Source organism: Engelhardtia mirabilis (genome assembly GCF_007748095.1).
GTDB lineage: Bacteria > Planctomycetota > UBA1135 > UBA1135.
This window is the reverse complement of sequence record NZ_CP036287.1, coordinates 2686624-2708419: the sequence shown is the minus strand read 5'-3', so window position 1 is coordinate 2708419 and position 21796 is coordinate 2686624. Positions and strand designations below refer to the sequence as shown.

Sequence of the window (21796 nt, the reverse complement as noted above, 5' to 3'; positions counted from 1 at the left end):
CGGCAATCGGGCTAAGCTCGGCTCGGCATCGAAGCGTTGAAGCGATGGCGATCGACGACGGGCAAGTCGCCCTCGCGATGGGAAGTCGTTGAACAGAACTTGCGCTGCCCCTCCCGCTGCTCCTCGAACAACCGACGGAGATTGGCCCTGGGGACGCGCTCGAGGGAGATCAGAATGAACTATCGGGCCGGTCTTTCGATTCTCGTCGCGGCTCTGGTCGTGACGATCGGCGGTGTGTTCTGGCCGAAGATCGGCGGAGTGTTCTGGCCGAAGAATGACGACGGCGACGCCCGAGCTTCGAGGGCAAGCAGTGGCGCAATCCCGAGCGCTGTCGGTACACCGGCTTTTTCAGACCCGAGCCCCTTGGGTGCCCCGGGCGAGCTCGAGCGACCCGGCGGTCGGTCCCGAGCACTGGCCTCGCCCGAGCCGACTTCGTACGACGCAGCGCAGGGTGAGACGATCGGAACCGGGGGGCACGTGGTCGACATGTCGGGGAACCCGGTGGCTGGTGCGCGGGTTCTGGCGTCGGGGCGGCCGGGCTTGCCCTTGGACTACGTCCATGCGGACTCTCCCTCCGCGATCGGTGCTCGCGGGAACGCGCGGCTACAACCTGGCGTGAGCGAGGCGCTGACAGACGCCGATGGCAGCTTCGAGCTCGCGGCCACCCCCACCGAGATCCTCCGCCTGGCGGTCCTGGCCGCGGGCTTCGCTCCCTACGAGGACGACGACCTGACCGGCGACTTCGCCGCAGACTCCACGCTGCGGACCATCGCCCTGGTGCAGGGCGCGCAGATCGCAGGCAGGGTCGTCGATTTCGACGGAGCGCCGGTGGTGGGAGCCGAGCTGCGGTTGCTGCGGAACGAACGAGGCCCGACCCAAGACGCGGCCCTGCTGGCACCCGCGCCCCTCGCAACCTCCGACGCCGCGGGGACCTTCACCATCGACCGCCTGGCCTGTGGTCCGTGGTCGATCGAGGTGACGGCCGCGGGCCATCCGTCCGGTTACTTCCACGGCCGAGCCGAGCGACCCGGCGAGCGGCGCAGCGGTCTCGAGTTCGCGCTCGAGCGGGGTGCCGACATCGAAGGTCGCGTGACCGGCGCGCCGTCGTTCGTGCTGGAACGAGTCCGAGTCCAGGCCCGCCTGTCACCCCTCGGCCAGGACGACGCCTTGGAGGCTCCCGGGCTTCGCCGGACCCCGATGGCCGCGGTGGACGGGGAAGGTCGCTTCGCCCTGACCGGCCTCCTCGCTGGCCGCGAGTACGAGCTTCAGGCCTTCGAGCGGCAGTACGACAACGCTCCGAGCGCCCTCGCCGGCGCCTTGGTCCGCTCCGAGTCCGCACGTGCATCCGCCGGCGAGCGCGGAGTGCTCCTCGCCTACACAACCGGGGCCGGGCTCTCCTTCCGGGTCCTCAACGGGCGGACGGGAGCTCCCCTCTCGGAGTTCGTCGTGCACTACGGCGACGCGCTCCAGCGGCCGCTGCTCGACTTCGACGGCACGCCCCTTTCGGTGCACCCGGGCGGGCGCGTGTTCCTGGAGGACCTGGGGACCTTCGACGAGGAGGATCGCCTGCAGCTGACGATTCAGGCCGCGGGATTCGCCCAACGCGAGCTGCGCGACATCGCCCTGGTGCCCGGTGCAGAGCTCTCGCTGGGCGACATCCTCCTGGAGCCGGTGCCAACCCTGAGGGTCACGGTGCTCGACGCCGCCGACCGCTCACCGGTCGCCGGGGCCAGCGTCTCCCTGAGTCCCCAGCGCGACGACCCCTTCGCCGCATCGGAACGGCGCTTCAAGCACGCTATCGCCGCGCAATGGGGCGAGGCGAGCTTGCAGAGCGGCAACCCTGACCTGGCCGAAGTCCAGCGCACGGACTCTGCCGGAGTCGCCGTGCTGACCGCACCGGCGCTGGGTCCGTGTGTGCTGCGCGTCGAGTCGCCACACCACGCCGTGCTGGAGGTCGAGGGCATCGAAGTCTCACCCTCCGAGCCGCTGCTGGACTACGAGGCCCTGCTGGTCGCCGGAGGTTCCGTGTTGGTCGAGGCCTTCGACGAGCACGGCGAGCCCCTGCGGAATGTCCGTATCGAGCGCCGCCCGCCAGCGGAGCGCGACGCCGCCCGGATGCCACTGCCGCCGGGCACGGGCCGTCGCCACGTCACCGACCCGTCCGGCCGAGTCTTGATCGATCGACTCGAAGCCGGCCGCCACGGATTTCGCCTCGAGCGCCGCTCCATCAGCCCCACCCTGTTGTCGGGTTCGTCGATGATCGTCGACTTCGAGCAGCCCGGTACAGGCGGCTGGGTCGAGGTCGACGTCGTCGACGGTGAGACGGCGACCGTGGCGGTCCACGCCCCCGCGACGGGCGAGCTCACCGGGCAGGTCACCGAGAGCGGTCGCCCTCTGATCGGCGCACGCCTGGCCCTCCACCCGGGGGACGCCAGCTCACCCGCAGCGGCCTCGACGACCTCGATCGGCGAGGGGACCTATCGCTTCCCGCCCCTGGAGGTCGGCAGCTACCTGCTGCGGATCACCCATCCAGATCGTCTCTCCGCCCACGAGGAGCAGCTGCTGCTGAGTCCGGGCGACAACCGACTCGACCTGGACCTGCCAGTGACCGAGATCCGAGGGGTGGTACGCAACGCGTCGGGCGCCGCGCTGCCGGGCATGCGCGTCGCGGTTTTCGAGGGCGGCTTCGTGCCGGGGTCCCTCAGCAACCTGACCATCCGAGCCCTGCCCGGCCGAACGGGACCCGAGCGGTACTTGATGGAGCAGGAGGGCGTCCCCGCAGTCGAACGCGTGACCACCGAAGCGGACGGGAGCTACGTGTTGCGCGGCGTCCCGACCGACACGCCCTTGACCGTCGTGGCCTGGGGCGGCCAGTACCTCGCCGGCACTGCCGGCCCGGTCGAGGTCGCGCGGGATGTCGTCTGCGGCGACGTCGATCTCGAGCTGGTTGTGGGCGGAACCCTGTTCGTGTCGGTCGCCAATCCGGATGGTTCCGCGCCGCGCCGCTACATCGCGGAGGCTACCCGCCGGGGAACCCAGGGGCAGGACCGCCGTGTGGACTCCATCGTCAACGGCTCCGTCGCCCTGGGCGGTCTGGCGCAGGGAACCTGGGACCTGCGCGTGCTGCCGCAGGGCCCCGGCAACCCCGACGACGACCTCCAGGCCCGGGCCGAGGTGACGGCCGGGGAAACGACCCGGTTGGATCTGCGGTTCCCCTGAGGTCGGGCCGGCGACCGAGGGTCAGCGCTCGATCACGACCTCGAAGCCCGTGCCGACCAAGTCGGGGGAGCCCACGCCGATCCCGATCACCAGTTGGAACTCGAGCTCGCCCACCGGCTGCGCAGCGACGCTGGCCAGGGTCGTGCCTCGATGTCGGCCGAGGGCCTGGGCCGCGGTCAACAGGGCGTCGCGGCGGGCGTCCATGGCCTCGGCGAACTCGTCCCGGTCGATCTCGGTCTCCCACACCGTCGCCAACACCAACAGCGATGCCCCGTCGCGCTCGAAGAGCTGGGCGCAGTCGCCCTCCCAGCCATCGGACTCGTCCGACGTGAACTCGATCGACAGGAAGGACATCGGGTTGGCGGCGTCGGGCACCTCGATCGAGTCGGGCGCCGCGGCGACCAGGCGCAGCCCGAACTCGCCGAGAACTTCGCTGTGGACCGGCTGCCAAACGCTGCCTTCAGGGGCGGTGACGCGCACGACCGCGGGCTCGTCCCGTTGCTCGGGATCCCAGTACTTCGCCGGGTGCAGGATCTGCTCGGTGGAGGTCGGCGGCTCGCGGAAGGCCCGGTCGAGGTCGGCCGGATCGAACTTGCGCGTCTGGGCGGCCAGCAGGGACTCGGTGCGCTGCAGGAAGCACTGACCGCGCAGGTAGGAGAACAGCACCGGCATCCAGATGTACGGCGCCGTCTCGAACAGCTCCTGGGGCGTCACATCGCTCATCTCGGCGATGTCGGCGGCGGAGAAGTCGCCGATGTGCTGCATGGTCCAGACCGTCTGGACGACCATCGCCGAGCCCTCCACCACGGCGTGGTAGGCGGTCAGTCGGTCGGTGTCCTCGGCGCGGCTCTCCATGGCCCCGCCGAGGTCGAAGTGCTGGTCGTCGAGCGCGTGCACCAGCTCGTGGGACAGCACGCTCTGGGCCAGTGCGCCGGTGACCCCGGCCATGATCGAGAAGGTGTCGCGCTCGGGGTCGTAGTAGCCCCCCACTTGACCGCCGAGGATCTCGAGCGTCTCGCCCCAGTAGTCCATCTCGGTCGGGATCAGCCCCAGCATCTTGGCGCCCAGCTCCTGGGCCTCACGCTGGGTCTGGTTCCCGACCGACTCCATGCGCTCCGCTGCGTAGGCCCTGAAGCCCTCCAACGTCGCGATCTCGACCGGCACGTCGGCGTTGAAGTCGAGCCCGCGCAGCACGGCGACCTCGACCTGGATCTCGCGCGCCAGTTTCGTCATCGCGGCGAGTTCTTCGCTCTGCGCAGGCTCCTGGGCCGAAGCGCCGGAGCACGCGGTGAGCGAGATGCAGCAGCCCAGGCCGCCCAGAGTCAGGGCGAAGGTCGAGGCCGCACGGGAGGGAAGGCGATGGTGGTTCGATTGCAGCATGGTTCGGTGCGCGACCCGGTGGCCGCGGTCGTCGCAGATGATGCCCTACGTTCCGACGGCCCGTAGCTTTCGAGTCCCCGAACGGCCGACGGCCCCGCCCTTCGTTGAAAGGACGGGGCCGCCGGCGCGCGCGGACTCGGCTCAGTTGATCGTCAACGTGCTCACACCGGACTTCGAGTCGAAGACCAGGGTGGCCGGGTTGAGCGTCACCATCTGCAACTCGAAGACCAGGCCCGAGGCCGAGGCCGGCACCGGACCCAGGATCCAGTTCGCTTCGCCGCTGCCGCTCAAGGGCAGGATCTGGGCCAGGGGGTAGTCGAAGAAGGGGAAGATGTCGAGCGAGCCGCCGGTGGGCAGGGGCAGGCCGAAGCCGACCAACGGGTTGCCCAATGCCGCCAAGGCGAAGTGCCCGGGGGGCCCGAAGACCTTCAGGTCCGGGATGTTGCCCGTGTTGACGGAGCCGTCGATCCCGCCCGCGACCTGGATCACGGTCTCGTACAGGAGATGCTCGGTGTCACCGCTGCGGGTGAACCAGGTCGTCGAGCCGCCGCGGGGCCACTGGGCCACGACTTCGGCCTTGGTGTTCGGGCCGAGCCCGAAGGTCAGGGTGTTGTCGGGCGAGGTCGCGTGGGCCGACTCGGTCATGACCTCGCCGTACTGGGTCACACCCGGGGTCTTGACGGTGAACTTCGTGTTGAAGCCGCCCGGGGCCGACCGCCACGTGCTGGGCCGCAGGCGCAGCCAGTGGTTGGTGGTCACGAGGTCGTTCCGCATCAACGTCACGCCCTCGTTCTCGGCCGAGGTGATCACGTCCAGGTCGCCGTCGAGGTCGACGTCGATGGACAGGATCGAGCGGGTCCGCGCTCCGTTGGCCAGACCCAGGTCCACGGCGCGACGGGTGAAGTGGGCCGTGCCGTCGTTCTCGTACACCGAGTCCGGGTGCAGCTCGGCGATCGGCATGTTGTAGCCCACCGAGAGGTCCGAGCCGGCCACGTAGAGGTCGGTGTCCTGATCCAGGTCGTAGTCCCAGGACATGATGCCCCAGTTGTCGTCGAGGTTCAGGCCGTCGGCCTCGGGGCCGGAAGCCATGAAGTCGCCCTCGGCGCCGGAGCCCGTAGCCGAGTCGGTCCAGGTCCCGTCGCCGTTGGAGAGCAGCAGGGAGTTGCGACCGATGCTCGACGAGTAGGAGTCGAGCCAACCGTCGCGGTCGAGGTCGGAGAGCGAGACTCCCATCGAGAACTCGCGCTTGTCGTAGCCCGTGGTCGCGCCCGACTCGATGAAGTGGCCCGCACCGTCGCCCATGTAGAGCTGGTTCGGGATGGCGAAGGCGCCGAAGTCGTTGTGGGCCGCGATGTCGAGGTTGCCGTCGTTGTTCACGTCGGCGAAGGTCGCCGCCAGGGCCAGACCCAAGTTGCCGGTGCCGGACACGGTCGTCACGTCGGTGAAGAGCGGCCAGTCGGTGAAGGTCGGATCCAGGTTGCCTTCGACGAACTCGTTGCGGAACAGACGGTCCCGATCGCCCGTGACCGCCCAGGTCGTGTTGAACCCGCCCATGTACTTGCCGATGTACAGGTCGAGGTCACCGTCGGCGTCGTAGTCGCCCAGTCGCGGCACCATGTTCCACTCGGAGGTCGGCCCGCCGAAGGAGTTGAGGGCCACGTCGGTGAAGGTGCCGTCACCGTTGTTGCGGTAGGTGTAGATGGCGCTGTCGCGGTTGCCGACGACGAGGTCGTTGTAGCCGTCCTTGTTGATGTCGCCCCAGGCGGCACCGTAGGAGCCGACGGTGGGATCGCCATCGACACCGGCGGCAACCGTCACGTCGGTGAAGGTCCCATCACCGTTGTTCTGCATCAGGTAGTTGCGGCCACCGGGGAAGGGCCAGTTGGGCCCGATCGCGATGAACGCCTTGTCGCTGGCAGGGTTGGTGAAAAAGATGTCCGTCAGGCCGTCGCTGTTGTAGTCGAAGGCCGCCATCCCGTTGCCGGCCGAGGGCAGGTTGCCACCGGTCAGGTAGACCTCGTCGAGACCGCTGCCGCGGGTGACGTCGCGGAAGTCCTTGCCGCTGCGATCGGTGACCCAGAAGTCGACGTCCTCGTCCAGGTAGATCAGCGCCGGGCCGTCGTAGACGAAGACCTCCATGCGGTAGGCCCCCTCCTGCACGGGTTGCGGGAAGGGCGCCTGGGTCAGGTCGAAGGCGAACCGCATTCCATCCGGGTCCACCACGGAGGTGTACTGGAAGTCGCCGGGGATGATCGTGTAGTTGACCGCGTCGATGCCCGGGCCGCCCATGGGGAGCTGGACGATCTGGCCGCTGGGCAGCTCGATCTTGGCTTCGACGTCGACCGTGTAGGTCTGGCTCTGGGTCGTGTTGAACACGTCCATCAGGAACTCGATCGCGCCGTCGCTACCGTCGGCACGCACCACGTCGACCGTGCGCTGCACGGGGTGGATGGCCGCGATCACGTCGGACACGTTGATGCCCGCGCCCTGGAAGACCAGGCTCTGGGTGTAGGACGGCGAGCCGAATGTGTCCGTCGGCAGGTACACGTCCATGAAGTTCGTGCCGCTGGCGAGCCACTGGCAGCGGCCCTTCCAGGTCCCGAGGCCGGTCAGCTCGTTCCAGTCGAGGTCGTACTCCCAACCGAGGACGCCGGGGGTGTAGGCCCCGTCCTTGGCCATCGGCGGGTTGGAAGTCCCATTCGGGTAGCGGGTCCGAACGAAGACCGACGAGACCGGGGCGGGGCCGGGCAGGCCGACCACCAGGCCCTCGACTTCGGCGCTCACCAGACTGGTCTGCGAGCCGGGGGGCGGGGTCGTCACGACGACCGTCTGGGCCTGACCCAGGCCGGAGGCCGCGAGAAGGGTGAAGGCCGCGAGCGCGGGGCAGGCTGCGGAACGAGAGAACTTGGCCATGGCTGTTGGAGCAGGTACGGACGAGGCCGCGAGGTGGGGCGAATGCCGGGTCGAGGGGGGGGTCCGGTCAATAGGTAGCCGCTTTATCCTATCCGGCGACTCGGAAGCGGGTCGCGAAAGGAGCGCTCTCTCGAGGGGTCTCCGCAACTCTCGACTCCCGCTGGAGGTCGGGCCAAACCGCACGACCAGGCCGGTTGGAAGGGCCGTCCTGGCACCGGCCGGGCCCCCTTGGCACGATCTCGCGACCTCGGACCCCCTGCCCCATCCCATGCGCCGACGCAACTTCAGCTCGTTCCTCGCCCAGCTCCTCCTGGTTGGCCTCTGCGCCGGTGCCCTGCTCCACGCCCCCGCGTCGGCCCAGGAGAGCGAGTCTCCCCCGCCCCAGGGGGCGGCCGAGATGGTCGACGGCGCGGGCGACGCGATCGAGAATCCCGTCGTCCGGGAGCTGCCGGCCTGGCAGCAGGCCCTCGACGACACCTTCGGTGGGATCAACGGCGCGCTGGAGAACCTGGTCTTCTACCCACTCCCGTTCATCGGGACAAAGGCCGACGGGTCGCCCCGCACGGTGCCCTTCGCCGTGGTCTGGCTGATCATCGGGGCGACGTTCTTCACCATCCGCATGGGTTTCATCAACCTGCGCGGGTTCAAGCACGCCATCGACGTCGTGCGCGGCAAGTACACCGACCCGAACCACCAGGCCGAGGGTGAGGTGACCCACTTCCAGGCCCTCTCGGCGGCGCTATCGGCGACGGTCGGTCTGGGCAACATCGCGGGGGTCGCGATCGCGGTCAGCATCGGCGGCCCGGGCGCGACCTTCTGGATGATCTGCGCCGGTCTCCTCGGCATGAGCTCCAAGTTCGTCGAGTGCACCCTGGGCCAGAAGTACCGGGAGGTGCGCGAGGACGGGCACGTGATGGGCGGCGCCATGTACTACCTCTCGCGCGGCCTGCGCGAGAGGGGTCTGGGGACGCTCGGCGCCCCCCTCGCGGTGCTCTTCGCGGTGCTCTGCATCGGGGGCTCGATCGCCGGTGGCAACAGCTTCCAGGTCAACCAGAGCCTGGGCGCGATCGGCGCCACGATCCCCTTCCTGGCGGACAACAGCTGGGTCTACGGCGCGGTCATGACCTTCGCCGTGGGTCTGGTGATCGTCGGCGGCATCCGACGCATCGCCAACGTGGCCGAGAAGATCGTCCCGACCATGTGCGGGGTCTACGTGCTCGCGGCCCTGACGATCCTCGTGGTCAACTTCAGCGAGATCCCCACGGCCTTCATGAAGATCATCGAGGGCGCCTTCAACCCCGGTGCGACCTGGGGCGGTTTCGTCGGCGTGCTGGTCGTCGGGTTCCAGCGCGCGGCCTTCTCGAACGAGGCCGGCGTCGGCTCCGCGGCCATCGCCCACTCCGCCGCCCAGACGCCCTACGCCGTGCGCGAGGGCATCGTCGCGCTGCTCGAGCCCTTCATCGACACGGTCGTGGTCTGCACGATGACGGCCCTGGTGATCGTCATCACCGGCGCCTACGAGAACCCGGAGTACGCCCACTTCGTCGACGGCAACAACGGCGCCGCCCTGACCTCGGCCGCGATGAACCAGGTCATCCCCGGCTTCAAGTACGTGCTCGCGATCGCCGTGGCGCTGTTCGCCTTCTCGACCATGATTTCGTGGTCCTACTACGGCGAGCGCTGCTGGTCGTACCTGTTCGGCGAGGGCAGCTCGATCGTCTACAAGCTGATCTTCCTGGCCTTCACCTTTCTCGGTTCGATCCTCTCCGCCACCAACATGCTCGCCTTCGGCGACACCATGATCATGGCCATGTGTATCCCGAACATCTTCGGGATCTACTTCCTGGCGGGGGGCGTGAAGGCGGACCTGGACGACTACTGGAAGCTGTTCCGCTCGGGCGACATGCCCACCTACAAGTAAGCGCCGCGCCGCGCCCCCCACAGCAACGCCCATACTCCCGTGACCACCACGAAACCCCGCCCCATCGCTCCCCTCGACCTGGTCGCGGAACGCGCCCAATGTGGAACGGCCCTGATCGAAGCCCTCGAGCGCGTGCTCGCCTCGGGGGTCTACGTCCTGGGGCCCGAGGTCCAAGCGTTCGAACGCGAGTTCGCCGCCTACCAGGGCGCTGCCCACGGCGTCGGCGTGTCTTCGGGCACCGACGCCCTGGTGGTCGCCATGCGCGCACTGGGTCTCGAGATCGGGGCCAAGGTGTTGACCACGCCGTTCACGTTCTTCGCCTCGGCCGGCGCGATCGCCTGGTCCGGCGCGCGGCCGACCTTCGTGGACGTGGACCCGGACACGGCGCTGATGCGTCTCGACCAGGTCGCGGCCGCCTTGGACGACCAGACCGTGGGCGTGGTCCCGGTCCACCTCTACGGCGCGCTGGTCGATATCCCGGCCCTGCGGGCGATCACCGATCCGAAGGGTCTCTGGGTACTGGAGGACGGCGCCCAGGCCCACGGTGCCGGTCGCACGGACGCCGACGGAAACGAATGGCGCTGCGGAGTCCACGGACACGCGGCGGCCTTCTCCTTCTACCCCACCAAGAACCTGGGCGCTGCCGGCGAGGGCGGCATGGTGTTGACCCAGAGCGGTGAGGTGGCCTGCGACACGTCGCAGATCCGCGACCACGGCAGCGTGGCAAAGTACATGCACGGGCGCGTCGGGACCAACTCGCGCCTGCAAGCGATGCAGGCGGCGGTGCTGCGCGTGAAGCTGCCCCACCTGGACGCCTGGAACGCCCGGCGTCGCGAGCACGCCGCCCGCTACCACTCGGCCTTCGAAGGCAGTCAGACGGTCTCGGCCCTGCGGGTGGAGCCCGGCACGACCCACGCCTTCCACCAGTTCGCGGTCCGCATCCTCGGGGAGGACGGCGCGCGCGACCGGGTGCAAGCGGCCCTCGCCGCCCAGGGCATCTCGGCGGCGGTCCACTACCCCCGCTGCGTCCACGTCCAGGAGGCGGCCAAGGACTGGGGCTACGGTCCCGGGGACTTCCCCGGCGCCGAGCAGTTGGCGCGGGAGGTCCTGTGCCTGCCGATCCATCCCTTCCTGGAGCCCGGGGACGTCGATCGGGTGGCCGAAGCGGTCCTCACGGCCGCGGGCTGACCGCTGCGCGGGGCCAGGGCGGGCGCCCGGCGGGCCGCGGCCGGGTCCCCTCGCGTGGTTCGGCCGACTCGGCCTCGGGGCCCCAGCGGATCGGATTTCGAGTGCGCCGTGCGACCGCGCTGCGGGGCCTGGCGGACGCCGCGCCGTGGGCCGGGCGCGGGCCGCCAGTGCCGCCAGTGCCGCCAGTGCCGCCAGTGCCGCCAGTGCCGCCAGTGCCGCCAGTGCCGCCCAGGACGGCACCCGGTTGACGGAGCCGGAGGGGTGGGCCCAAACCCAGCCGGGAGTCCTGCGCCAGGTCGACGCCGGAGACCCCGGCCAGGTCCTCGACCCCAACCCGTTGGACCTTCGAGGATTGGCGCATCGTCCGGACCCAGGTCTGAACGCAAGGACGCGCCGTTTGGTGCTCGATCCCGCCCGAGGTCTGTAACCGGTCGATACTGAAGGCGGTCCTAACGCTGCTCGGGCTTCCCCCGTTCGGACCCTTCCAGGGGCGCCAACCGCGCACCATGGATCAGGTCCAGCGAGCGTCCCCGAGGCCGAGCGAGGACCCCTCTCCAATGAGCGACCGACTCGAAGACGACAGCCAACTTCTGCCCCTGGGCCCCCTAGAGGGGGTTCTAGATCGGTCGAAGCGTGGTTCGAGGGTCGATACGGGGGCGAGGCTGACCGACCACCTGCAGGAGCGCCTGGCGTCCTGCAACCTGCCCTCCGGGCACCGTGCCGCCCTCTCCCGAGAGCTCGCCCAACTCGCCGACCTGCCTCCCACCTCGGCCACAGCGGGCCGCTTGATCGGTTGGATCGACTGGGTCCTCTCCCTGCCTTGGCCGGGAGGCCCTGGCGACGGCTCGACGGGGACACCGGAGGGGCGCGACCTGCCCGATCTCGACCGCATCGCCGGACACCTGGCCGAGACCCACGCCGGCTGCGACGAGGTCGTTCAGCGCGTGCTCGAGTCCCTGGCCGTGGCCAAGCTGGGCGGCACTGGCCGCGGGGACGCCCTCTTGTTCGTGGGGCCGCCCGGCACGGGCAAGTCGAGCCTCGCCCGGGCCCTGGCCCGCGCCATGGAGCGACCCTTCGTCAACCTCGCGACGGGCGCCATGACCGACGACTACCAGCTCGGCGGCGTCAGCCACCGACAAGAAGGCGCTTTCCCGGGCGCGATCCTCGAGGGCCTGCGCCGCGCGGGGCGGGCCGACGCCGTGATCTTGCTCGACGAGCTCGACAAGCTGCAGTTGGGCGGGGGCGGCGACGCCGGGGGACCGTTGCTCGAACTGTTGGACTCCGACCTTCGCAGCGAGTTCCTCGACCAGTACCTGGGTTTGCCCTTCGACCTCTCGCGCTGCCTCTTGATCGCGACCGCCAACGATCACGAGGAGATGCCCGAGGCCCTGATCGACCGCTTCGACGTGATCGAGTTCTGGGGCTACACAGAGCGCGCCAAGGTCGAAATCGCACGTCGACACCTCTTGCCGCGCGCCCGCTCGCGGGCGGGGATCGACGCGCCGTCCTTGACGCCGACGCCGGCAGCGGTGCGCGCGATCATCCGAGAGCACACCGAGGAGGCCGGGGTACGCCAACTCGGACGCAGGCTGGACACGCTCGCGCGCAAGGCCGCGGCCGAGGTCCTGCGCGGCGGCAGCGGCTTGCGCGTGCGACGCAGCGACGTGCGCACCCTGCTCGGCCCGGCCTTGGTCGAGAGCGAGGTGCGCGCGCGACGTCCGCGCATCGGCGTGGCGCTCGGTCTGGCTTACACGTCCACGGGCGGGGCGCTGCTGCCGATCGAGGCATTGGCCATGCCGGGCAGCGGTCGCACGATCCTGACGGGTCAAGTGGGCGAGGTCATGCGCGAGTCCTTCCAGACGGCGCTCTCCTGGGGCCGCACGCGCCTCGGCTCACTGAAACTCGCCGCCAACCATCTCGACGAACTTGACCTGCACCTGCACTTCCCCGCCAGCGCGATCCCCAAGGACGGACCCTCCGCCGGGGCGGCGATCGTCGTGGCGCTGTACTCGCTGCTGTCGCGGCGCGCTGCGAGGCACGACCTGGCGCTGACGGGCGAGGTCTCACTGCACGGTGCGGTCCTGCCCGTCGGCGGCCTGCGCGAGAAGCTCTTGGCCGCTGCGCGGGCCGGGGTGCGTGAGGTCGTCGTTCCCCGTCGCAATGCCGAGGAGCTGATGCGGCTGCCCAGCGAAGTTCGCGAGCCCCTGGTGATCCACCTAGTGAGCCGCATCGACGAGGTTCTCGAGCTGGCTCTCTTGCCGCGCCGGGGACGGGGCTCGGGCCGTTCCCCGGGGCCGAGACCCGGCGCTGACGAGGGCGGGTCCAAACCCCGAGCCGCACGGGGCCGGCCCGGCCCCCGCTAACCCACCGACTCGTCCCCGCAGAGGACGGGCGGGCAACGGGGCACCACAGCAGCCGAGGAGAGCCCGTGGGGCGGAGGCTCCAGCGACCGACTCCGGATCGGCCGTCACCAGCCGGTCACTCCGATCGGCACTGCGTGCAGGGCCTGCGATCGTTCGACCCGTGCGGGTAGTCTAGGGGGCATGCGTCGACCCGGGATTTCCATCGCGATCGCTTGCACCCTCGGTGCGGGCGGCGCCCTCGCCTCGGCCCTGCCTCTGGCTCGGAGCGTGACTGCGGCTCAAGCTGGCCGGGGTGCTACCGGGGCCGGGCAAGAACCGACTGCCGCCGAGTCGGCCCCCGCCCCGGACGCGGTGCAGACCGTGCAAGAGCGCGAGTACTTCAGCACCGCCGACTACGACTCCAACGGCTGGATCTCTTTCCGCGAGGCGGAGCAGGCCCTGCTGCTCGATCGCGACGAGTTCGGTCGGTATGACACCGACTCCGATGGCCGCGTCAGTCAGGCGGAGTTCGGAGCTCGCTACAGGGCCGCGATCGAGCGCGTGGGCGCCTTCCAGCCCCCGGTCCCCCCCGCTGAAGCGGTGGCCGCACCGGCGCGGGGCACGGACCAACTGCGCAACGCCTACGACACCGATCTCAATGGTGCCCTCGACCTGGCGGAGCTGACTCGACTGCTCGACGACTACGACGTGCCCGAGATCGATCCCGCCCTGGCACTGAGCCAGCTCGACGCGGACTCGTCCCAAAGGCTCGAACTCAACGAGATCGGGTTCCTGACCACGCTGCTGGACACCCTGCGCTCGTCGCCGGTGCACCTCTTCGGCGCCGAGGCGACGACCCTCGAAGGCCTCTTCGGCACCCCCATTTCGCGTCCTGCGGGGCTCGGCGAGGTGCCCATGCCGCCGCGCATCGCCGGCCCCGTGCCGCCGTTCACGCGACTGGACCTCGACCGCGACGGCGGCATCACCGTCGAGGACCTGACCGCCCTCGAGTTCCCGATGACCCTGCCCGTGCGGCCTGCGACGGTCGTCGCCAGCCTCGACCTGGACGGCGACGGCGCCTTGAGCAGCGCCGAACTCGACGCAGCCCTCGGCGGCAAGCGCCCCGAACGCTGAGCGCGCACCCGGGGTGGGATAACGCCGAAGTCAGCCGTCAAGCGGCCCTTCAGCGACCGATGAACGGCTCGGCTTCGTCTTCGGTGAGACCGAGGCACAGCCGGCGCAGCCAAGACCGAGCGCCGTTCGACCAGCTCTCCCATTGCTGCGCCGTGTCCAACTCGAAGGCCTCGCGCGCCGCCTTCACGCGCACGGAGCGCTCGACTTCGACGCTCCGCACGTAGCGGTCGAGGTCGCCTGGATTCGCAGCGGCGACAGCCATGGCGGTCCCGAGGATCGCCGAGCCCATGCGCCGCATCTCGAGCGGATCGACCATCTCCAGGCGGTCGAGACTGGTGTGGTAGGCGAAGTCCGTGAAGTGCCAGAAGAGCACCGCCGGGACGCCCTCGGCCAAGTAGACGTCGTGGTCGCTGCCACCCTCCCATGGGTGGTCGGCTGACTCCCAACCGCCCTCGCCCAAGCCCACGTCGATCATCGCGCAGCGCGCGATCACCGCCAGACCGCTGGGTACGAGCTTGTCCTCGGTCACGTCGCCCGCGCCCCAGGCGCTGTGCTCGTCCGGCGGCAGGGTGATCAGCGCACCGGGATCGGGCATGCGCTCGAGCAGGGCGATGGCACCTGTTCGCTCCAGCGATTCGCCGGTCATGTCGGCCGAAATCCCGGCGACCACCGTGCGCTCCGTGTTGTCGAGGAAGGCGGCGGTCTGCTGGAACTCGTGGCCCCAGATGAAAGCGATCGAGCGGTCGGGCCGGCGCAGGCTGCCGTCCTTGATGCCGTCGGCGAGAAGCACGGCGCACTCCATCAAGGTCGCGACGCCGCTGGAGTTGTCGTTGGCGCCCGGCTCATGCAGGTGAGCCGAGATACCCATGACTTCGTTCCCCTTGCTGCGGCCGACGACGACGGCGACCAGCGTCCGCAGGGGTCGCTGCGCGAACTCCACCTCGACTTTCAGGTGCAACTGTGCCCCTCCACGGGCCGTCGCGGCGGTGATGACCTCGAGCGAGCGCTGGGAGATCTGGCAGACGGGAATCCCCGGAACCGTGTGCAGCTGGCGGTACTGGATCGCGTCCAGGTGGCGGTCGGCGCCGGTCGGATCGACGTTGTAGCTCCCCAATGACGAGGAGACCACGGCCACCGCGCCCCGTGCCTCCGCCCGCCGCACCACCTGGGGCAGACGCACTTCGGTCACCAGAACGTCGCCCGGGCGCAGGTCGTCCAGGCTCAGGGCGATCGGACCCGACACGTCCCCCGCCGGCCCGTTGATCGGCAACATCGTCCGGTCCGTCTCGGCGACGTCGTCGAAGCCGTGCAGCAGGTGGATCTCGCCGTCGGCCTCCTCCAGGGTCAGGGACCCCGAGATCGGGTTCCAAGCCGGCAGGTCCACGGGAGTCTCGATCACACGCAATTCGAGGGTCCGGTCCCGCTTCGAGTCGCCAGGACCAGTCGCGTCGCTGGAGCCGCCATCGGCAACGAAGCCGTGGGCCTCGAGCTCCTCGATCAAGCGGTCCATCGCCGCCTCGTAATCATCGTTGCCCGGCGCGCGGTACTGGGCCTCCATCCAACGCACGCGTTCGAAAGCTCGGTCGGGGTCGAAGGCGCCGTGAATCTTGGGCACGAAGCGCGCCGGGCCCGTGTCCTCGACGACCACGCCCGGTCCCCGATGCCACGCCGGAGCCTCGACCGCGCCGCGCGGGTCGAAGGCCTCCTCGGATTCGCGCATCTGATCGGCCTCGGCGATGCTGCGCTGGAGCAGATCCGCGGACGGACCGTTGCGGCAACCCCACAGGGCCAGCCCGCCCACGCAGGCGACCGCGCTCGTGAGTAACGCCGTCCGAAGCGCTCGCTTCGCTCTTCCCTCCGCCACCCCGCGCTTGGATCCCACCACTCGGTGCCGCGCGGATTCCGCGGCGAGGGTCGACCGGTCGTCGGTATCGAACGCGCTGGGCAGTGGCGCGGGGCGTCGCATGGGAGCTGCTGGGGTCAGGGGAGCGGCGGCGAGGGGTGAGACTCAGTCCAGGTACTTGTCGATCAGCAGCCCGAGCCGTTCACGAACCTCGGGCGAGATGTGCTCTTTGGAGGTCATGATCGCGTGCTCGAGGGCATTCGCAAAGCGGCTGGGAGGACCTGCCGCGATCTTGGGAACGACCGCCTTCACGACCGCCCTGGCGTTGCCCACGTTGCGATGGGCCACTTCCAGGACAGCCTCGACGGTGACGTCATCGTGCCCCTCGTGCCAGCAGTCGTAGTCCGTGGCCATGGCCAGGGTCGCGTAGCTCATCTCGGCCTCGCGCGCGAGCTTGGCCTCCTGGAGGTTGGTCATGCCGATCACGTCCACCCCCCACTGCCGGTAGATCTTCGACTCGGCGCGGGTCGAGAACTGCGGGCCCTCCATGTTCAGGTAGGTCCCTCCGTCGTGGGCCTTGATCCCCGCCTCGCGACAGGCCTCGAGCATCAACAGACGCAGGTCGGGACAGACCGGGTCGGCGAACAGCACGTGCGCCACGATCCCGTCGCTGAAGAAGGTGTCGGGACGATGGCGAGTCCGATCGAAGAACTGATCGATGACCACGAACTCGCCGGGCACGATGTCCTCGCGCATGGACCCCACGGCGGAGACGGACACGATGTGTGTCGCGCCGAGCTTCTTGAGGCCCCAGATGTTCGCGCGAAAGTTGAGCTCCGACGGCGAGATGCGATGGCCGCGTCCGTGGCGCGGCAGGAAGGCCATCGAGACGCCGGCGAAGGTGCCCGTGATGTAGGCGTCACTCGGTGCGCCGAAGGGCGTCGCGAGGCTGACCTCGCGCACGTCCTCGAGACCGTCCATCTCGTAGAGGCCGGAGCCTCCGATCACACCGACGACAACATCCGATTGGGTCATGTTCCAGGGCGTAGCAGTTGCGGCTGCGAGTTGCAGGCCAGGGGCGGGGGCGACCCGCAGGAGCGGCCGCGCGCTGGACTCTACACCGTGACCTGCCGCGGCGCGAGCGCACCCGAAGCAGGCCCACGCGGGCCGCGGCGTTGCTCGCGGAGCGCCCGAAGCCGATCGCGCTGAGAGACGACGAGAGCAGCCTTCGGCACCGCGTTCGCCGCGCCCTTGCGCAGCGAGCGGTTGCGATGGCCCTTCCGCCGGGACTCGAGCAGTTCAGCGTCGAAGCACGGGAGTCCGAGCCCTCACGGTCGCCTCCGGCCGCGGGCCCCTCGCCCCACAAGGCGGCGGAAGCCGCCCCCCCCACCGCTCTGGCCGCGCCCTGGCGCAGCGAGCGGTGGGGATCGGGGCGGCCGCCTGGCCTCGATCAGCTCTCCGACGAGCCGCCGGAGTCCGAGCCCTTGCGATCACCTCCGTCGGATCCGCGATCGGGCCCCGACTTCGGTCGATCGCCACCGGCATCGAAGCGTCGTTTGCCCCAACCGCCGCGGCCCTGCTCGCGATCGTTCCCGCGGTCGCCGCCGGATGCGCCACGGTTGCGGTCGCCGCCGCCTCCGTACCCTCCGCCGGAGCGGCCGCCGGAATAGCCGCCACCCGACGATCGACCGCCGCCACCGCCGCCGCCGCCTCGGTAGCCTCCGCCGCCAGCACCGCCACCGCGATAGCCACCGCCGCTGCCGCGGTCATCCCGCCGGTAGCCGCCCCCGCTGTCTCGATCGCCGCCGCGATAGCCTCCGCCGCCGCCCGGCCGGTCGCCGCCCGAGGATTCGCCGCCCGTGCGCTCGCCACCGGACGGGCCGCCGCGACCCCAGCCTGCGCCGCCGGACCTGCTGCCACCGGAGCGATCGTCGCGTCGATTGCCACCTCCGCCGGAGTAGCCGCCGCCACCCGAACGTCCGCCACCGGAATAGCCACCCCCCGGGCGACTCCCGCCGGAGTAGCCGCCGCCCGATCCGCCACCGCCGGAGCGATCACCGCCCGCGTAGCCTCCGCCGGATCGACCGCCCCCCGAGTAGCCGCCGCTGGGTCGACTTCCGCCGCCGTAGCTGCCGCCGCCGTAGCGTCGGCCACCCGACTCGCCTCCGCCGGAGCGCTCGCCTCCGGAGTAACCGCCGCCCGGTCGATCCCCGCGTGAGGCGCCGCTGCCGGAACGACCGCCGCCGCCATAGCCTCCGCCGCCATGGCCTCCGCCGGATCGGCCGCCGCCGGCGTAACCGCCACCACCGGACCGGCCTCCGCCCGAGTAGCCTCCGTCCGGCCGGTCACCGCGCGAATCGCCACCGCCGGAACGACCGCCGCCGCCATAGCCTCCGCCAGAACGGCCGCCGCCGTAGCCGCCTCCGCCGCCGGGCCGGCCGCCGCCCGAATAGCCGCCACCCGGTCGATCACCGCGTGATTCGCCCTCGCCGGACCGGCCGCCGCCGCTGTATCCGCCGCCGCCAACGCTCCCGCCGGAACGGCTGCCGCCGTAGCCGCCACCACCGGATCGACCACCGCCGGAGTAGCCGCCGCCGGGCCGATCACCACGTGAGTCGCTGCCTCCGGGCCGGCCACCGCCGTAGCCGCCACCGCCGGATCGACCACCGCCTGAGTAGCCGCCGCCGGACCGATCACCACGTGAGTCGCTGCCTCCGGGCCGGCCACCGCCGTAGCCGCCACCACCGGATCGACCACCGCCGGAGTAGCCGCCGCCGGGCCGATCACCACGTGAGTCGCTGCCTCCGGGCCGGCCACCGCCGTAGCCGCCACCGCCGTAGCCGCCACCGCCGGATCGACCACCGCCGGAGTAGCCGCCGCCGCGCTGGTCACGGTCGTCGCGGCGGTAACCCCCGCGGTCGCCGCCGGCTCGTGCGTCGCGATCGCCCGGCCCGCCGCTCGGGCGGCCGCCTTGGTAGCGATCACCGCCGCGGCTCGGACCGCCGTCGCGGTCGTTGCGGGCGTAGCCGCCGCGATCGTCGCGTCGGTAGCCGCCACCATGATCTCGGGGGCCGCCCCGGCCGCCGCCGAAGCCGCGGTCGTCGCGCCCGCCTCCGGCGAACTCCCGGCGACCGCCGCTGCGGTCACCGAAGTTGCCCCCGCCGCGCGGACCGGAGTCGCGCTGGCCGTAGCCGCCGCCCGGGCCCTGACCGCCACCACGCGTCTCGCCGTCGCGATCCCGCGGTCCGCGCAGGTCGCGCGATTCGCCCGCCCGTGCGGCCGCGTCTGCCTCCGCGTCGCTGCCGACGCGGGTCGCGCACAGGCGCTTGATCACCAGGGTGGCGTAGGCCCCCCGCGGCAACTCGAACTTGACCCGCACCATCTTCGATCCGCGGTTCTCCGTGTCGAACTCGGCCGGGCGCACGCGCAGGTGGCGCGGGACGATCATCAGCGGGCGCGGCTCGTCCTTGAGCTGGAAGCCGGGCACGTTATCGATCCGCAGTTGGTCGGGAACCAACTTGTGCTCGGCCAAAGCGTCGGCCAACAGACGTTCGTGGACCGGATTGTCGACCCCGTCGAGGCCGGGCCCCGGCAGGGGGAAGCTCTCGGTCATGCCGTCGGAGATCGGCGGCTTGCCGCTCGGGCAGACCAGCGGCCCCTCCACCGAATCGAGCACGAAACGCTCCTCGACCGGAACGGACTCGCGCATCAGGGCGGTGACCGCCCGGTTCCACAGGTGTGACTGGAAGCTGTAGAGCTGGATCAACCGCAGGCGCGAGGCCACGAAGCGGAAGGCGCCCGCCTGGTCCTCGGGGTTGTCGACCAGGTGCTCGAAGATCGAGCGGTGCAGGCCCAGGCGCCGGGCGACCTCGAGGCATTCGTCCCACTTGCCCCAGTTCTCGTCCAGCTCCTGCTTGACCCGACGCACGCGATCCTCGTCGTAGGGCGAGGGCTCGCACAGCATGCGCCGCAGTCCGCCGTCCACGTCGCCGCGCAAGAGATCGAGCGCGACCCAACCCTGGCCCGAGCGCAGGTTGCCGAAACGCTGGTCGTCGAAGTAGTTGGGCAGGCCGTAGGTTCGCAGGTCCTCGAGGTTGGCACGCAGGGCGTCGACCTCGCCGCGCGACAGGGCGCGCACCGTGATCTCGAAGGCGTTGCCGTCGCTGTGGGAGCTCTCGAGGGCCTCGGTCGCGCAGCCGATCGACTCGATCTTGATGTCGCCCAGATCGATCACGAGCTCCGGGCCCGTGGGCACGGACATGTGCTGGACCGTGATCCCCTGGCGGTCCTTGAGGCCGGCGATGGAGATCTGCTCGCGATCCACGCCCGCCTGCTCGGCCAGCACCGAGACCGCTTCGGGGGTGGTCAACTTGCGCTTGGTGACGCGGTACACGCGGAAGGGGCCATGGTCGACCAGGTATTCGGAGCGCAGCAGCTCACGAACCACGAAGTCGCCGACACGTTGTTTGAGTCTCATCGCTGTAGGGGGCGCACCTTGCGCAGCTGGCGGAGGGTCTGGAGCAGGTCCTTCGGTGTCTCGGAGACCACGCGGATCCAATCCCCGTCGGGGCTGGGTCCGGTGCCGAGCTGCTCGGGCACGGGGGCGAGCGGACGCTCGTCGGGGAGTCGGGTGGGCACGGCGATCGAAGCCGCGTGCAGGGTCAGGCGAGCACACAGGGGGCGCTCGGGTCGGCCGCGCTTGGCGCGGTAGTTACGTTTCAGCTCGGACAGCAGCAGGGCATCGCGCCGGCCGTAGAGGGGATCCACCACCAGCGGAAAGCCTTCGGTCGCCAGGTGGACGCGGATCTGGTGTGTCCTTCCAGTGCGCGGGCGGCACTCCAGCAGCGTGTAGCCGTGGAATCGCTCGACCACGCGCACCTCGGTCTGGGAGGGCTTGCCGGCGCCGGAGACGCGCACCTTGCCGCCCTTCTTGGCGTCGACCAGGAGCGGCCGATCGATCAGTTGCATCTCGCCGTCGGGCAGGGGGTGTTCGCCCTCCACCAGGGCCAGGTAGCGCTTCGAGGGGATGCCCCGTTCGAATGCCGCACGAAGCAGGCGTTCGGTCTCCAGCTCTTTCGCCGCCACGACGCACCCGGAGGTGTCCTTGTCGAGACGGTGGACGATGCGCGGACGGAATCCGAGGGCCCGCTCGAGCGTCGCCTCCGGGTCCTCCCCCTCGGAGGCGTCCGTCTCCTCGGCGGGGACGACTCCGGCCGACCGCGCGCGGGCCAGCAGAGCCCCGGCCAGGGTCGCCGCGTCACGCTTCCAACGCTCGGGCTCGACAGCCAGGCCGGGCGGCTTGTCGACCACCATCAGCCGCTCGTCCTCGTACAGGACCGGCACCTCGTACTCGGGCGCCACCGGCGCCGCGCCGGCCTCGCTCTGGTCGATGGCCAGGACCAGCACCTGGTTCCCGCGCACTCGCTGGGAGGGCAGGGCAGGCTCGCCATCCACCAACACCCGCCCGGTGCGAACCTGTTGACGCAGGAACCCCTTGGCCCGCCCCGCGAAGAGCAGGCACAGGTATTCATCGAGCTCGAGCCCGTGGTAGTCGTCAGGGACGACGTGGTACTCGGCGTCTTCGAGTCCTTCGAAGCCGGTGGACATGGTGGCGTGGACGCGCGCGGCGCGTCGTGGAGGCGTTCCTGGTTGAGAAGAGCGCTGCCCGGCGACAGGTCGTCGGGCAGTTGGCGGCGGGGAGCGTCGCCAGTCGTTGCGATGGGGCGGCGCGGATGCTCGGCGCCGGGGGTCCGCGCTAGTGTCCTGGATCAGAAATTCGGCGTCACTGCCCGGAGGTCCGATCGATGCTGGCTAGGCGCGCCGACGACGCGTATCCGCTGCGATACTCGGAGGAGG

Annotated in this window: 11 protein-coding genes; 5 read left to right on the top strand and 6 right to left on the bottom strand. The window is 70.5% G+C overall.

From position 1 onward, the window contains the following. The first annotated feature begins 615 nt into the window (after nucleotides 1-615). Complete coding sequence (locus Pla133_RS09900) at nucleotides 616-3219, top strand: carboxypeptidase regulatory-like domain-containing protein (RefSeq protein WP_419192318.1); 2604 nt, start codon at nucleotides 616-618, stop codon at nucleotides 3217-3219. 21 nt (nucleotides 3220-3240) lie between these two features. Here Pla133_RS09900 and Pla133_RS09895 read toward each other — a convergent pair whose 3' ends face one another. After that, entirely contained in the window at nucleotides 3241-4599 is a 1359-nt protein-coding gene (locus tag Pla133_RS09895) for a hypothetical protein (RefSeq protein ID WP_145064748.1), read from the bottom strand. Nucleotides 4600-4740: 141 nt separating this feature from the next. Beyond that, on the bottom strand, nucleotides 4741-7512 hold the full coding sequence (locus Pla133_RS09890) for an FG-GAP repeat domain-containing protein (RefSeq protein WP_145064747.1): 2772 nt from the start codon (nucleotides 7510-7512) through the stop codon (nucleotides 4741-4743). Nucleotides 7513-7909: 397 nt separating this feature from the next. Between Pla133_RS09890 and Pla133_RS09885 the strand changes: the two genes are divergently transcribed. The 4 genes from Pla133_RS09885 to Pla133_RS09865 all read left to right on the top strand — a co-directional run bounded on the left by Pla133_RS09885 (nucleotide 7910) and on the right by Pla133_RS09865 (nucleotide 14097). Continuing rightward, a complete protein-coding gene (locus Pla133_RS09885) occupies nucleotides 7910-9433 on the top strand; it encodes an alanine/glycine:cation symporter family protein (protein WP_145070829.1) in 1524 nt (507 codons plus the stop codon). A gap of 39 nt (nucleotides 9434-9472) precedes the next feature. Then, on the top strand, nucleotides 9473-10621 hold the full coding sequence (locus Pla133_RS09880; RefSeq protein ID WP_419192317.1) for a DegT/DnrJ/EryC1/StrS family aminotransferase: 1149 nt from the start codon (nucleotides 9473-9475) through the stop codon (nucleotides 10619-10621). A 557-nt stretch (nucleotides 10622-11178) separates the two neighbouring features. After that, entirely contained in the window at nucleotides 11179-12984 is a 1806-nt protein-coding gene (locus tag Pla133_RS09870) for a S16 family serine protease (protein ID WP_419192316.1), read from the top strand. A gap of 351 nt (nucleotides 12985-13335) precedes the next feature. Continuing rightward, nucleotides 13336-14097, top strand: coding sequence for a hypothetical protein (locus tag Pla133_RS09865; RefSeq protein WP_419192315.1), 762 nt, complete (start codon nucleotides 13336-13338; stop codon nucleotides 14095-14097). Between the two features lie 49 nt (nucleotides 14098-14146). On the opposite strand, the gene Pla133_RS09860 is transcribed toward Pla133_RS09865, so the two are convergent. From Pla133_RS09860 to Pla133_RS09840, 4 genes are all read right to left on the bottom strand, one after another. Next, complete coding sequence (locus Pla133_RS09860) at nucleotides 14147-15817, bottom strand: M28 family peptidase (protein ID WP_419192314.1); 1671 nt, start codon at nucleotides 15815-15817, stop codon at nucleotides 14147-14149. A 288-nt stretch (nucleotides 15818-16105) separates the two neighbouring features. Continuing rightward, on the bottom strand, nucleotides 16106-16975 hold the full coding sequence (gene mtnP, locus Pla133_RS09855; protein ID WP_145064742.1) for an S-methyl-5'-thioadenosine phosphorylase: 870 nt from the start codon (nucleotides 16973-16975) through the stop codon (nucleotides 16106-16108). A gap of 415 nt (nucleotides 16976-17390) precedes the next feature. Further along, entirely contained in the window at nucleotides 17391-20417 is a 3027-nt protein-coding gene (truD, locus tag Pla133_RS26140) for a tRNA pseudouridine(13) synthase TruD (protein WP_419192313.1), read from the bottom strand. Continuing rightward, complete coding sequence (locus tag Pla133_RS09840) at nucleotides 20414-21547, bottom strand: RluA family pseudouridine synthase (RefSeq protein ID WP_145064741.1); 1134 nt, start codon at nucleotides 21545-21547, stop codon at nucleotides 20414-20416. The genes truD and Pla133_RS09840 overlap by 4 nt, the downstream gene beginning before the upstream one ends. Between the last annotated feature and the right edge of the window lie 249 nt (nucleotides 21548-21796).